The sequence below is a fragment of the Mesorhizobium sp. LNHC221B00 genome (assembly GCF_000502935.1).
GTDB classification, from domain to species: Bacteria; Pseudomonadota; Alphaproteobacteria; order Rhizobiales; family Rhizobiaceae; genus Mesorhizobium; species Mesorhizobium opportunistum.
Map to the genome: position 1 here is coordinate 408782 of NZ_AYWR01000003.1, position 13456 is coordinate 422237.

At 63.6% G+C, this 13456-nt stretch carries 11 protein-coding genes and 1 pseudogene; 10 read left to right on the plus strand and 2 right to left on the minus strand.

Features of this window, described 5'->3' with window-relative positions; translation table 11 throughout:
• Positions 1–60: 60 nt before the first annotated feature.
• From X741_RS160260 to X741_RS160245, 4 genes are all read left to right on the plus strand, one after another.
• A complete protein-coding gene (locus tag X741_RS160260; protein ID WP_023776669.1) occupies positions 61–1074 on the plus strand; it encodes a 2OG-Fe(II) oxygenase family protein in 1014 nt (337 codons plus the stop codon).
• Positions 1075–1195: 121 nt separating this feature from the next.
• A complete protein-coding gene (locus tag X741_RS160255; RefSeq protein ID WP_023776670.1) occupies positions 1196–2128 on the plus strand; it encodes an ABC transporter substrate-binding protein in 933 nt (310 codons plus the stop codon).
• A 56-nt stretch (positions 2129–2184) separates the two neighbouring features.
• Entirely contained in the window at positions 2185–3129 is a 945-nt protein-coding gene (locus tag X741_RS160250; RefSeq protein WP_023776671.1) for an amino acid ABC transporter permease, read from the plus strand.
• Complete coding sequence (locus tag X741_RS160245; protein WP_023776672.1) at positions 3126–3932, plus strand: amino acid ABC transporter ATP-binding protein; 807 nt, start codon at positions 3126–3128, stop codon at positions 3930–3932. Before X741_RS160250 ends, X741_RS160245 begins: the two co-directional genes overlap by 4 nt.
• Positions 3933–3969: 37 nt before the next feature.
• Here the strand turns inward: X741_RS160245 and X741_RS160240 are convergent, their stop codons facing one another.
• Positions 3970–4878, minus strand: a complete 909-nt coding sequence (locus tag X741_RS160240) for a hydrogen peroxide-inducible genes activator (RefSeq protein ID WP_023776673.1) — start codon at positions 4876–4878, stop codon at positions 3970–3972.
• A gap of 178 nt (positions 4879–5056) precedes the next feature.
• On the opposite strand from X741_RS160240, the gene katG reads away from it, so the two are divergent.
• Positions 5057–7267: a catalase/peroxidase HPI gene (gene katG, locus X741_RS160235; protein ID WP_023776674.1), complete on the plus strand. Its 2211-nt coding sequence runs from the start codon at positions 5057–5059 to the stop codon at positions 7265–7267.
• A 69-nt stretch (positions 7268–7336) separates the two neighbouring features.
• Here the strand turns inward: katG and X741_RS160230 are convergent, their stop codons facing one another.
• On the minus strand, positions 7337–8014 hold the full coding sequence (locus tag X741_RS160230; RefSeq protein ID WP_023776675.1) for an MIP family channel protein: 678 nt from the start codon (positions 8012–8014) through the stop codon (positions 7337–7339).
• A 318-nt stretch (positions 8015–8332) separates the two neighbouring features.
• On the opposite strand from X741_RS160230, the gene X741_RS160225 reads away from it, so the two are divergent.
• The 5 genes and pseudogenes from X741_RS160225 to X741_RS1000000170785 form a co-directional block, all read left to right on the plus strand.
• Positions 8333–9622, plus strand: coding sequence for an RsmB/NOP family class I SAM-dependent RNA methyltransferase (locus tag X741_RS160225; RefSeq protein ID WP_023776676.1), 1290 nt, complete (start codon positions 8333–8335; stop codon positions 9620–9622).
• Between the two features lie 140 nt (positions 9623–9762).
• A complete protein-coding gene (locus X741_RS160220) occupies positions 9763–10221 on the plus strand; it encodes a PaaI family thioesterase (RefSeq protein WP_023686843.1) in 459 nt (152 codons plus the stop codon).
• Positions 10221–10886: a 5'-methylthioadenosine/S-adenosylhomocysteine nucleosidase gene (locus tag X741_RS160215; RefSeq protein ID WP_032927502.1), complete on the plus strand. Its 666-nt coding sequence runs from the start codon at positions 10221–10223 to the stop codon at positions 10884–10886. The genes X741_RS160220 and X741_RS160215 overlap by 1 nt, the downstream gene beginning before the upstream one ends.
• Positions 10887–10941: 55 nt before the next feature.
• Positions 10942–12504: a glutamine-hydrolyzing GMP synthase gene (guaA, locus tag X741_RS160210; protein ID WP_023767418.1), complete on the plus strand. Its 1563-nt coding sequence runs from the start codon at positions 10942–10944 to the stop codon at positions 12502–12504.
• A 290-nt stretch (positions 12505–12794) separates the two neighbouring features.
• Positions 12795–13125, plus strand: a pseudogene (locus X741_RS1000000170785) (Arm DNA-binding domain-containing protein); the annotation flags it as partial.
• Between the last annotated feature and the right edge of the window lie 331 nt (positions 13126–13456).

A 13456-nucleotide genomic window follows, 5' to 3' on the forward strand; every position in this document is an offset into this window, starting at 1 on the left:
GCCGTTCGGATGTGTAGAAATACAGTACTGTATCTTATGTTCAAGACAGGGTGTTCGAAAATGGATGCACAAGCGCGCGGCGATTTTTCCGAAATCCCGATCCTCGACGTGTCGGCGCTCTACGGCGACGACGAAGGCGCGATCCGCGAGACGGCGGCGACGCTGCGCCGCTATCTCGAGACGATCGGCTTCCTCTATGTCACCGGCCATCCCATTCCGCGCGCCGATGTCGAAGCCGTCCGCGAAGCCAGCAAGCGCTTCTTTGCCTTGCCGGAGGAGGAAAAGCTCAAGCTGAAGATCGACCGGAATTTCCGCGGCTACCTGCCCTTCGCCGGCTCGACGATCGTAACCTCCTCCGTGGCGACGGTGAGCAAGCCGAACCAGAGCGAATCGATCTTCTTCATGCACGAGGTCGGCGCCGATGATCCCAGGGCTCTGGCCGAAAAGCCCTTGCAAGGCCCCAACCAGTGGCCGGACGAGACAGCGCTGGCGGGCTTCCGGCAGACGATCGATCGCTATGTCGAGGAGATGGGCACGCTGGCGCGCAAGATGGTCCGCGCCATCGCGCTCTCGCTTGGGCTGCCCCTCGGCAGCCTCGACCGCTATTTCGAGCAGCCGACGACCTTTCTGCGCCTGCTGCATTATCCGACGCAGCCCCAGGAAGAAGGCCTCTTCGGCTCGGCGCCGCACACCGACTACGGCTTCATCACCTTGCTGGCGCAGGACAATGTCGGCGGCCTGGAGGTCAAGAACAAAGCTGGCGACTGGGTTCCGGCACCTCCGGTCCCGGACTCCTTCGTAATGAATGTCGGCGACATCCTGGCGCGCTGGTCGAACGACCAGTTCGTCTCGACGCCGCACCGTGTCATCAACCGGTCTGGACGCGAGCGCTATTCGCAGCCCTTCTTCTTCGATCCGTCCATGGACGAGACGATCGAAGCGCTGCCGGTCTGCGTGCCGGCCGGCACGCAGCCGAAATACGGGCCGGTGCTCTACGGCGACTATCTGATGGAGCGCATCGACAAGAACTATCACTATCGCAAGAAGAAGGCGGCGGAAGCGACCGGCGCCTGAGCGGATGCCAAGCCCGAGCCGGCCCCGAACAGCGGCCAGCTCGAGCCTTGCCTGACCAAGTCGGGCCTTGCCTGACAAAGACTGCCAACACTGCCAACAAGGAAAAGAAAGGGGAACAGCAATGAATGCATATCTGCGAACGGCCAGCCTCGCGCTGACGATCTCCGCAATCGCCTGGGGTGGGGTTTCCCGGGCTGCCGAGATTCCGAAATCCACCGACGTCAAGCAGAGCGGATCGCTCGCCGTCGCCAACACGCTGGACTACGCGCCGTTCGAATATCTCGATGCCGACGGCAAGCAGNAGAGCGGATCGCTCGCCGTCGCCAACACGCTGGACTACGCGCCGTTCGAATATCTCGATGCCGACGGCAAGCAGACCGGCATCATCATCGAACTGGCCGGCGAGGTGGCCAAGCTCGCCGACGCCAAGCTCGACGTGCAGCGCACGCCGTTTCCCTCGATGATACCGGGCTTGGCGGCGGGCCGCTTCAAGATCGCCTGGGAGACGTTTTCGGCGACGCCCGAGCGGCTGAAGCAGGTCGATTTTGTCATGTTCCTGAAGGCCGGCCTCGCCGTCTCGACATCGCCGGACAAGAAGGCGAGCTTCAGCGGCGACACGCCGCTCTGCGGCAAGCGTGTCGGCGTCTCGGCCGGCAGCGCCTCGGATTTCCTGGTCGACAAGCTCGGCAAGGAGTGCACCGACAAGGGTCAGGCGGCCATCGAAAAGTCGGTCTTCAACTCATCGACGGATATCGTCCAGGCCGTGCTGTCCGATCGGGTCGATGCCCGCATGGACGATGCGACCGCATCGAGCTATTTCGAGGTGACGAGCAAGGGCCAGCTGGTGGTCCTGCCGACGCTTTACGAGGTCGCGCCGCTCGGCATGGCGATCGCCAAGGACGACAAGGAGACCGCCGACATGATGGTGGGCGCGCTTTCCGAGCTGTTCAAGAACGGCACTTACAAGGCTATCCTGGAGAAGTACGGCATGGGCGTCTATGCCATCAAGGAACCCTACTTCGTCGGCACCATGGACGCGCTTCGCGCCGAATAGAAATTACCGGCGCCTGATGGTCCGTCAGGCGCCGGCCAGCGATCAGGAGACCAGCGATGGGCGTGGCCCACCCGACCGAGATCGGCGTCGAGCCAGCAGGTGTCGCCGCCGCCGTGTCGCGATTGACCGTCGTGCCGCAGCGCCGCTACGGCATCTGGGTCGGCACGGCGCTTGCGCTGCTGCTGGCGTTTGTGATCATTCGCGCCTTCGCCAGCAATCCGGCCTTCGCCTGGGGCACGGCCGCCGGCTACCTGTTCCATCCCTCGATCATGCGCGGCCTTGGCAACACGCTGATGCTTACCGTCATCATCATGGTGCTGGCGATCGGGGTCGGCACCGTCATCGCCATCATGCGGGTGTCGCCAAGCCCGGTGCTGCGCGCCTTCGCGGGCGTCTATGTCTGGTTCTTCCGCGGTGTTCCGGCCCTGATCCAGCTGATCTTCTGGTTCAACCTGTCGCTGCTGGTGCGCGAAATCTCGCTCACTTTGCCCTTCCTGGGCACGCTGTTTGCCGTGCGCACCAATGATTTCATGACGCCGTTCTTCTCGGCTGTCGTTGCGCTTTCGCTGTGCGAGGCCGGCTACATGGCCGAAATCATCCGGGCCGGCATCAAGTCGGTGCCATCTGGCCAGTCGGAAGCGGCGAGCGCGCTCGGCATGCCCTACCGCATGATCCTGAAGCGCATCACCCTGCCGCAGGCCATGCGCTTCGTACTGCCGCCGACCGGCAATGAGGCGATCAACTTGCTGAAGATGACGTCGCTGGTGACCTTCATTGCCGTCGATGACCTGTTCTATACGGCGCAAAGCATCTATGCGCGCACCTTCGAGACGATCCCGCTCTTGATCGTGGTCGCCTTCTGGTACCTAGCGGTGGTCAGCATCATGTCGGTGGGACAGCATTTCCTGGAGCGCCATTTCGGCCGTAGCGACACGCGCCGCGAGCCTCTGACGATGCGCGCACTGCGCAACGCCGTCAGCCTGCGCGGCGTCGCCCGATGAGCGATGTGAAGTCCGAAAATCGCGCTCGCTTCGGCGTGCCGGCCGGTTCCATGGTGTTCGCGCGCGGCGTGCGCAAATCCTATGGCCCGCTCGAAGTCCTCAAGGGTGTCGACTTCGACGTGCCCGAAGGATCGGTGGCTTGCATCATCGGCCCGTCGGGATCCGGCAAGAGCACGTTCCTGCGCTGCATCAACCATCTGGAGAAACTCAGCGCCGGCATCCTGCTGGTGGACAGCCAGTTCGTCGGCTATGACCTCCAGGGCGACAAGCTCTACGAGGTCAAGGACGATCTCCTGTGCCGGCGCCGGGCAGAAATCGGCATGCTGTTCCAGTCGTTCAACCTGTTCTCGCATATGACGGTGATGGAGAACCTGATCGAGGCCCCGACGCAGGTGCGGCGCATTCCCGCCGATCAGGCCAAGGCCGACGCGGAGGTGCTGCTGCGGCGTGTCGGCCTCGCCGACAAGATCGACCGCTATCCGCGCGAACTGTCCGGCGGCCAGCAGCAGCGTGTTGCGATTGCGCGCGCCATGGCAATGAAGCCGAAGGTCCTGCTGTTCGACGAGCCGACATCGGCGCTCGATCCGGAACTGGTCGGCGAGGTGCTGCAGGTGATGCGCGACCTGGCCGAGAGCGGCATGACGATGGTCGTCGTCACCCACGAGATCGGCTTTGCCCGCGAGATCGGCGATCAGTTCGTCTTCATGGATGGCGGCGTGATTGTCGAACGTGGTGTGCCGCGCGAGATGATCGCCAACCCGAAATCGCCGCGAACCCGCGAGTTCCTGTCCCGGGTTCTGTGAGGTCTCCTTGTCGGGGCGCGGTTGCCACTTCTCGGGATCATGCCGCCAACGCCGCTGGGCCCAGGCTGCGGATGATCTTGGCAAGTTCGACGCATTCGCCGTGCCTGGTACTGTTGCGACGCCAGGCAAGGCAAATCATGCGTTGCGGCATCGGCTCCTGGAACGGCACGATCTTCAGGTCCGGGATGGTGCCCGCTGGCCCGGCCGCCATTTCGGGGACGAGCGTCACGCCGAGCCCGTGCGCCACCATCTGCAAGAGCGTGGTCAGGCTGGTGGCGCCGTAGCTTGCCATCGCCACCGGGCGCACATTGCCGCAGACGGCCAGCGCCTGTTCGCGCAGGCAATGACCTTCCTCCAGCAGCATCAGCCTCTCCAGTGCCGGGCTCTCGGGCGGAACCGGCGGCGAGGCGAAGGCGGGATCGCCTGATGGCACGGCCAGGAAGAACCTGTCGGGAAACAGTGCCTCGGTGGTCAGACCGGGATGGTCGAGCGGAAGCGCGGCAATGAAGGCGTCGAGCTTCCGCGATGCGGTGTCCTCGACCAGGGACGTGGTGACGGCCTCGCGCAGTTCGAGCAGCAAGGCCGGAAAGTGCTTTTTCAGCTCGGGCAGGGCACGCGGCAAGAGATAGGGCGCGACGGTCGGGATGATGCCAAGGCGGAAGCGTCCCTCCATGGCCATGCGGCCGCGCCGGGCCGTCGTTTCAACGTCGCGTATGGCGGCCAGGATATGTTCGATGCGCGGCAAAAGCGCTGCCGCTTCGTCGGTCATCCGGACCGACTTGCCGCCACGTTCGAACAGCCGGCAGTTCAGCCGCTGCTCCATCTCCGCGATCTGCGCGGACAGCGCCGGCTGGCTGACACCGGCCAGTTTTGCCGCACGCCCGAAATGCAGCGTCTGGGCCAGCATTTCGAAATAATGCATCTGGCGAACCGTCAATCCTATCACGCGGCAATCCTATCATGCGGGCAATCCTACCATAAGGAAATCCTATCAAAACAAACAGGAAAGGCAATTTGTCTTTATCGGCAAGGCGGCCTAGTCTGGAACAATTCCAGATTGGTGCGGCCACTGGCTGGCCCCAGAATCTTGGCAAAGATCAAACCTCGGCAAATCGGAGACGAACATGGACGCGAAAACCGACGACAACAGCGCGGGCAAATGCCCTGTGGCGCATGGATCCGCCGGCCGGACCAACCGTGACTGGTGGCCGAACCAGCTCGACCTCGGCGTTCTCCACCAGCAGTCGAACCTGTCGGACCCGATGGGCGAGGATTTCGACTACGCCAAGGAATTCGCGAGCCTCGATCTCGATGCGGTCATCCAGGACCTGCACAAGGTCATGACGGATTCGCAGGATTGGTGGCCGGCGGACTTTGGCCACTATGGACCGCTCTTCATCCGCATGGCCTGGCACAGCGCCGGCACCTACCGCATCGGTGATGGCCGCGGCGGCGCCGGTGCGGGCCAGCAGCGCTTCGCGCCGCTGAACAGTTGGCCGGACAATGCCAATCTCGACAAGGCGCGCCGGCTCTTGTGGCCGGTCAAGCAGAAATACGGCCGCAAGATCTCCTGGGCCGACCTGCTGATCCTCACCGGCAACGTCGCGCTGGAATCGATGGGCTTCAAGACCTTCGGCTTCGCCGGCGGCCGCGCCGACGTCTGGGAACCTGAGCAGGACGTGGACTGGGGTTCGGAAACCAAGTGGCTGGACGACCAGCGCTACTCGGGCGATCGCGAGCTCCAGGGCCATCTCGGCGCCGTGCAGATGGGCCTCATCTACGTCAATCCCGAAGGACCGAACGGCAAGCCCGATCCGCTGGCTTCGGCCCGCGACATCCGCGAAACCTTCGGCCGCATGGCCATGAACGACGAGGAAACCGTGGCGCTGATCGCCGGCGGCCACACTTTCGGCAAGACCCATGGCGCCGGCGATGCATCGCTGGTTGGCGCCGAGCCGGAAGGCGCCGGCATCGAAGCGCAGGGCCTCGGCTGGTCGAGCAAGCATGCCACTGGTATTGCCGGCGACGCCATCACTTCGGGCCTCGAAGTGACCTGGACGACGACGCCGACCAAATGGAGCAACAACTTCTTCGACAATCTGTTCAACTACGAATGGGAGCTGACGAAGAGCCCGGCGGGCGCCCATCAGTGGACGCCAAAGGGCGGCGCCGGCGCCGGTTCCGTGCCGGATGCGCACGATCCCTCGAAGCGCCGCGCGCCGTCCATGCTGACCACCGACCTCGCGCTGCGCGTCGATCCTGCCTACGAGAAGATCTCGCGGCGCTTCCATCAGCATCCGGATCAGTTCGCCGATGCTTTCGCCCGTGCCTGGTTCAAGCTGACCCACCGCGACATGGGTCCGGTCGTGCGCTATCTCGGCCCGTTGGTGCCGAAGGAAGAGCTGATCTGGCAGGACCCGATCCCCGCGATCGATCACGAACTGGTCAGCGAGCAGGATATCGCCTCGCTGAAGGCGAAGATCCTGGCCTCGGGCCTGTCGGTTTCCGAGCTCGTCTCGACCGCCTGGGCATCCGCCTCGACGTTCCGCAATTCCGACAAGCGTGGCGGCGCCAACGGCGCCCGTATCCGGCTGGCGCCGCAGAAGGACTGGGACGTCAACCAGCCGGCTGAACTATCGAAGGTGCTTGCCAAGCTCGAAGGCATCCAGAAGGAGTTCAACGCGGCGCAGACGGGCGAGAAGAAGATCTCGCTCGCCGACCTGATCGTCCTCGGCGGCGTCGCCGCGGTCGATAAAGCGGCCAAGGATGGCGGCTATGAGGTGAAGGTGCCGTTTACGCCCGGCCGCATGGACGCTTCGCAGGAGCAGACGGATGTCCACTCCTTTGCCGCGCTCGAGCCGAAAGTTGATGGCTTCCGCAACTATGTCAGGGGCAAGCAGCCGATATCGGTCGAAGCCATGCTGGTCGACCGCGCGCAGTTGCTGTCGCTGACCGCTCCCGAAATGACGGTGCTGGTCGGCGGGTTGCGCGTGCTCGGCGCCAACGCTGGCGGCTCGAAGCACGGCGTGTTCACCGACAGGCCGGGCACTTTGACCAACGACTTCTTCGTCAACCTGCTCTCGATGAGCACGGTCTGGGATCCGGCAGCCGGTTCGGTTCCGGGTTCGGAGGAAGTGTACGAGGCCCGTGACCGCAAGACCAAGGCTGTCAGATGGACCGGCACCCGCGCCGACCTGATCTTCGGTTCGCATGCGCAGCTGCGTGCGCTTGCCGAAGTCTACGGATCCAGCGACGCCGGACAGAAATTCGCCAGGGATTTCGTCGCGGCCTGGACCAAGGTGATGAACGCCGACCGCTTCGACATCGCCGGCTGATTCCGGCGTAAGGACCCGACAAAAAGAGGCGCGGGCCGTGGCCCGCGCCTTTTATTTCAGCTTTCGAGATCAATCCTTCTCGAAGATGCGTGCCTTGGCGACGACGCCGGCAATGGCGCCGCCGATCAGCGGCGCGACGATGAACAGCCAGAGCTGGCTGAGTGCCGCACCGCCCGTAAACAGTGCCGGGCCGATGGAGCGCGCCGGATTGACCGAGGTGCCGGTGACCGGGATCATGGCGAAGTGAATGCCCGCGAGCGTAAGGCCGATGACCAGGCCTGCAAATGCCGTCGAGTGCTTTTCAGCGGTAACGCCGAGGATCACGGTGACGAAGGTGAAGGTGCCGATCAGTTCCCACAGGAACGCCGAGCTCATGCCCCATTTCGTCTCGTCCCAGCCATTGGCGCCGAAGCCGCCGGTGTGGCCGCCGGCCTGGCCGGAAACGATGATCCAAAGCGCCAGCGAAGCCAGAATGGCCCCCATGATCTGCGCGATCCAATAGGGGATGACGTCCTTGGCTGGCAGCCGTCCGGCAAGGAAGACACCGAGTGTTACAGCCGGATTGAGATGTGCGCCCGAAATGGGGCCGATCGCATAGGCCGCGGCGATGAGGCCGATGCCGAATGCCAGACCGATGCCTTCCTGGCCGAGCGGCAGCGCGCCGCCGAAGCCGCCCGTCACCACCGACGCCGTGCCGATGAACACCAACAGAAATGTGCCTAGAACTTCCGCCAGATAAGTCTTCATTGCCCTCTCCTCGTGACGATCCGCCGGTCTACGTTTTCTGCGCCGCGAATCATGGCGGCAAGAGTATTCCCAACAGAAAAACTTGGAAAGCAGAGCCGTTGCGCCACGCGCCGTGCTTGAACGCGCCAGTATGAACATTAGGGATCTTTCATCTATTGATCGATCTGCTGTTGGTTGCCAGAGAGAGTTACTGGTCGGCAAACTTCGCTGCCGACAGTGGGGATGGCGCCACGCCGCGAGACGGAGCGGGGTTCAATCCGGACGTGAAAGGTTCTAAGAGCAGGCCGAGATGCTGTGCTCGATTTGATGGAATGACGAATGCGACTGGGCGGAAGGCTGGCTGCGGCCATCGAAGTGCTGGAAGACATTGGCCGGCGTCACCGGCCGGTGGCCGATGCGCTGAAGGACTGGGGCCTCTCACACCGTTTCGCCGGCGGCGGCGATCGCGCGGCGATCGGCAACATCGTCTATGACGCGTTGCGCCACAAGCGCTCCGCCGGCTGGCTGCTCGGCGAAGACACGCCGCGCGCCATCGGCTTCGGCGCGCTGCTGCTCGAATGGGGCCAGACGGCGCAGTCGCTCAACGACGCGCTCGGCGGTGACAAGTTCGCGCCGCCGCTGCTCGGCGCCACCGAGCTCCAGGCAATCGCCGAACGCCGGCTTGCCGACGCGCCGTCCGCGGTGCGGGCCGACATACCCGATTGGTGCGAACCGCTTTTCGAACGGGCCTTTGGAGCGAGCTGGGTCGAGGAGGGCGCCGCGCTGGCGACACGTCCTCCGCTCGACATCAGGGTCAACACGCTGCAGGCCGATCGCAAGAAGGTGCTGGCGGAACTGGCCGATACCGGCGCCAAGCCCGCTCGCATAGCGCCAAACGGCATCCGCATTCCGCCCATCGATGGCGACGGCAGGCATCCGAATGTGCAGGCAGAGCCGGCCTTCCAGAAGGGCTGGTTCGAGGTCCAGGACGAAGGCTCGCAAATAGCGGCCACGCTGGCCGGTGCTGGGGCCGGCATGCAAGTGCTCGACTTCTGCGCCGGCGCCGGCGGCAAGACGCTGGCGCTGTCGGCTCAGATGGGCAATACCGGCCAGATCTTTGCCCATGATGCCGAAAAGGCGCGGCTGGCGCCGATCTTCGACCGCATCCGCCGGTCGGAAAACCGCAATGTGCAGGTGGTCACCAAGCCGGCCGAGCTTGCGCCGCTCTCGGGTCATATGGACGTCGTGCTGGTCGACGCACCCTGCACCGGCAGCGGCACCTGGCGCCGGCGTCCCGACGCCAAATGGCGCCTGACGCAAAGGCAACTCGACGCCCGCAAGGGCGAGCAGTCGGCGATCCTCGATGCAGCACAAGCCTATGTCAAACCCGGCGGTCTGCTGGTCTACATCACCTGCTCGGTATTCCCTGAGGAAAATGGCGAACAGATCGCCGCGTTTCGCGGGCGCAACCGCGGCTTTGTCCCGGTCGATCATCGCGCGCTGTGGGACAGCCGTTTCCCGGGGCAGGAGGCGGCCGCGCGGATCGGCGCCGGCGGGGATATTTCGCTGTCGCCGGCGCTGAGCGGCACCGATGGTTTTTATGTGTGTGCCATGCGCAGGCCCGGCTGAACCGTATCGGATGGCGCCGATGCGTGGCGGGTTCGTTTCGCTGTCGCGGGTCAAGCCGATTGCTGCACTGCAGCAAAAGCGTTTGCCTGCCGTCCGTGCCTCTGCAATAAGCTTTTCCGGCAAACGTGAAGGCAATGGCGATGGCGGCAAAGATCGTACCGGCTCCAGACTATGAGGATCGCGTCAGGGCGTCCTTTGCACGCCAGCAGGCGATGGCGACGATCGGCGCCGAACTGACGCTGGTGACGCCGGGGATCATCGAGATCGAGATGCCCTATTCGGCTGCACTGACCCAGCAACATGGCTTTCTGCACGCCGGCGTCATTTCGACCGCGCTGGACTCGGCCTGTGGTTATGCCGCCTTCTCGCTGATGCCGGAGAATTCCGGCGTGCTGACCATCGAGTTCAAGGTCAACCTGCTGGCGCCGGGCCGGGGCGAACGGTTCCTGTTCCGCGGTTCGGTGACCAAACCCGGCCGCACCATCATCGTCGCCGATGGCCAGGCCTACGCCTTCGCCGCCGACGGCGAGGCCAAGCTGATCGCCACCATGACCGGGACCATGATGACGGTGGTCGGCCGCGACGGGATTGCAGGCTGATGGGCAACGTTGTGCGAATTGGCGGCAAGAACGTCCTGTTCGCCATGGCGGCGCAAGCCGAATACGGCCCAGATCTGCAAAAACTGTTCACGCCGCTGATGACCGGTGTCGGCCCGGTCGAGGCAGGTGTGCGCCTCGGCGCCGAACTCTCCCGGTTGAAGTCTGAAAAAGCCTTGCCGGATCTTGTCGTATCGCTCGGCTCAGCCGGCAGCCGGACCTTGGAGCAGACCGAAATCTACCAGGCCGTCTCCGTCGGCTATCGCGACATCGACGCCTCGCCACTCGGCTTCGAGAAAGGCGCGACGCCGTTCCTCGACCTGCCGGTGACCGTGCCGCTGCCGTTCAGGATTCCGCAGATCAAGGAAGCCACGCTGTCGACCGGCGGCGCGATCATCACCGGCGCGGCCTACGACACGATCATGGCTGACATGGTCGACATGGAGACCTTCGCTTGCCTGCGCGCCTGCCAGCTGTTCGATATCCCGCTGATCGGCCTGCGCGGCATTTCCGACGGAGCGGCCGATCTCAGGCATGTCGGTGACTGGACGGAGTATCTGCATGTCATCGACGAAAAGCTGGCGGACGCCGTCATTCGCCTCGAACAGGCGATCGGCTCTGGCTTGCTTCGGGCCAAACCAGCCCGTGAAGACGCGAGCCCAGCCTGAAAGTCAGGCACCGCAACCCATTGCGCCGACTCATTTCTTTCTCTAAACGCTCGCCATGAAAACAGCCAATCATCCCGACACCGTCCTGATTGTCGATTTCGGCAGCCAGTTTACCCAGCTCATAGCCCGCCGCATCCGCGAGGCGGGTGTGTTTTCAGAGATCGTGCCGTTCCAGTCGGCCGAGGCGGCGTTCAAGCGCATCAATCCGAAAGCCGTGATCCTGTCGGGCGGGCCGGCCTCGACGTCGGACATTGGCAGCCCGCGTGCGCCGCAGATCGTCTTCGACGCCGGCGTGCCGGTGCTCGGCATCTGCTACGGCCAGATGGCCATGTGCGTGCAGATGGGCGGTGTCGCTGAAAGCTCCAACCATCGCGAATTCGGCCGCGCCTTCGTCGAGATCGAGAAGGACAGCCCGCTGTTCGAGGGCCTGTGGGCGACCGGGCAGCGGCACCAGGTCTGGATGAGCCATGGCGACCGCGTCATCGCCCTGCCGCCGGGCTTCGAGGTGTTCGGCAAGTCCGAGAGCTCGCCCTTTGCTATTTTCGGCAATGTCGAGCGCCGTATGTACGGCATCATGTTCCATCCCGAGGTGGTGCACACGCCTGATGGAGCCAGGCTGCTCAGGAACTTCGTCCACAACATCGCCGGCATCGAGGGCGACTGGACGATGCGCGCCTATCGCGAACATGCCGTCGAGACGATCCGCAAGCAGGTCGGCAAGGGCAAGGTGATCTGCGCGCTGTCGGGGGGCGTGGACTCCTCCGTCGCCGCGCTGCTGATCCACGAGGCGGTCGGCGACCAGCTCACCTGCATCCTTGTCGACCACGGCCTGATGCGCAAGGACGAGGCAGCGGGCGTGGTGGCGATGTTCCGCCAGCACTACAATCTGCCGCTGATCCTGGTCGATGCCTCGGACAAGTTCATATCCGCGCTGGAAGGCGAGTCCGACCCGGAAAAGAAGCGCAAGACCATCGGCCGTCTGTTCATCGAAGTGTTCGAGGAAGAGGCGAAGAAGCTCGGCGGTGCCGATTTCCTGGCGCAAGGCACGCTCTATCCTGACGTGATCGAAAGCGTCTCCTTCACCGGCGGCCCGTCGGTGACCATCAAGTCGCACCACAATGTCGGCGGCTTGCCCGAGCGCATGAACATGAAGCTGGTCGAGCCGCTGCGTGAACTGTTCAAGGACGAGGTGAGGGCGCTCGGCAAGGAGCTTGGCCTGCCCGAAAGCTTCATCGGCCGCCACCCGTTCCCCGGCCCCGGCCTCGCCATTCGCTGCCCCGGCGGCATCACGCGGGAAAAGCTGGAGATCCTGCGCGAGGCCGACGCCATCTACCTCGACGAAATCCGCAAGGCCGGCCTCTACGACGCCATCTGGCAGGCTTTCGCCGTGTTGCTGCCGGTGCAGACCGTCGGCGTGATGGGCGACGGCCGCACCTACGAATTCGTCTGCGCGCTGCGCGCCGTCACTTCGGTCGACGGCATGACGGCCGATTTCTACCACTACGACATGGCCTTCCTCGGCGCCGCCGCCACCCGCATCATCAACGAGGTCCGCGGCATCAACCGCGTCGTCTACGACGTCACCTCGAAGCCGCCCGGGACAATTGAGTGGGAATGATTCAGACCCACTCAAACGCCGAAAACACGCCGATACGCGACGTAACTATCTGATAACAAAAATAAATCCTGTCAGTGACAATCAGCGACAATCGGTACGCAGCGATTGGCTCTGGCGGACCGCTTGACAGACCTTCCGCATATTGCCCACCCGAAGTTTTCTGAGTACCGTCAAAACCAGTGAGGCTCGTGACGGTACTTCTTTGCCCATTAAGGCATTGAAGAAAAACGCTATTTCCTGATGCGGAGCCTTGAAATTGTGCTGACGGTACTTTTCAGGAGGCAATGGGTATGCTGACGGACGTCGCCCTTAAAGCGCTGAAACCAAAAGGTAAAATCTACAAGATGCTGACCGTGACGGCATGTACGTCCGGGTTATGCCGAGTGGCGCGATCTCTTTTCGGCTGGACTACAGAATGGACGCCGTGAGACGGTCTATCTCGGCAGGTATGGACGCGGCGGAATCTCGCTCGCGTTGGCCCGAGAAAAGTGCCTCGACGCGAAGCGCGCTATTGGCGAGGGACGTTCTCCGGCCATCGAGAAGCAGCGCGAGAAGCGCCGCCTGAAAGAGGCTAAGAGTTTTGGCGAGTTCGGAGAGAAGTGGCTCGCCGGCGCGCCGATGACCGTCGGGATCAGCCAAGTCTCGGGTGTACATGAACCCATGATCCTCAATTGGATTGATGTCGGCCGTGCCGCCGTTCGCTGCAGCCGCCGCCATCATATCAACGGCTTCACGGCTGTCCAGGGACAGCGTAAGCATTACCTCGCTAGACACGGGAGGTGGAGCGTATTAGTGCGAGAACAATCGCCGAGCAAACTCGGAGCATCACCAACCCCCTGGCGTGACCCTGAACCGGTTGGGTTCATCTCGCACGCCAAATACTGCCCAAAGCCGAGGCGCAAAGGGCCGGAAAGCTTAGTCAGAAGAACAAGCGGTTCAGAAGGCCTTCGGT

What these genes read in the sequence shown, in the direction of transcription:
- X741_RS160260 (WP_023776669.1), top strand. Translation starts at nt 61, where the DNA reads ATGGATGCACAAGCGCGCGGCGATTTTTCCGAAATCCCGATCCTCGAC.
- X741_RS160250 (WP_023776671.1), top strand. Translation starts at nt 2,185, where the DNA reads ATGGGCGTGGCCCACCCGACCGAGATCGGCGTCGAGCCAGCAGGTGTC.
- X741_RS160245 (WP_023776672.1), top strand. Translation starts at nt 3,126, where the DNA reads ATGAGCGATGTGAAGTCCGAAAATCGCGCTCGCTTCGGCGTGCCGGCC.
- katG (WP_023776674.1), top strand. Translation starts at nt 5,057, where the DNA reads ATGGACGCGAAAACCGACGACAACAGCGCGGGCAAATGCCCTGTGGCG.
- X741_RS160230 (WP_023776675.1), bottom strand. Translation starts at nt 8,014, where the DNA reads ATGAAGACTTATCTGGCGGAAGTTCTAGGCACATTTCTGTTGGTGTTC.
- X741_RS160225 (WP_023776676.1), top strand. Translation starts at nt 8,333, where the DNA reads ATGCGACTGGGCGGAAGGCTGGCTGCGGCCATCGAAGTGCTGGAAGAC.
- X741_RS160220 (WP_023686843.1), top strand. Translation starts at nt 9,763, where the DNA reads ATGGCGGCAAAGATCGTACCGGCTCCAGACTATGAGGATCGCGTCAGG.
- X741_RS160215 (WP_032927502.1), top strand. Translation starts at nt 10,221, where the DNA reads ATGGGCAACGTTGTGCGAATTGGCGGCAAGAACGTCCTGTTCGCCATG.
- guaA (WP_023767418.1), top strand. Translation starts at nt 10,942, where the DNA reads ATGAAAACAGCCAATCATCCCGACACCGTCCTGATTGTCGATTTCGGC.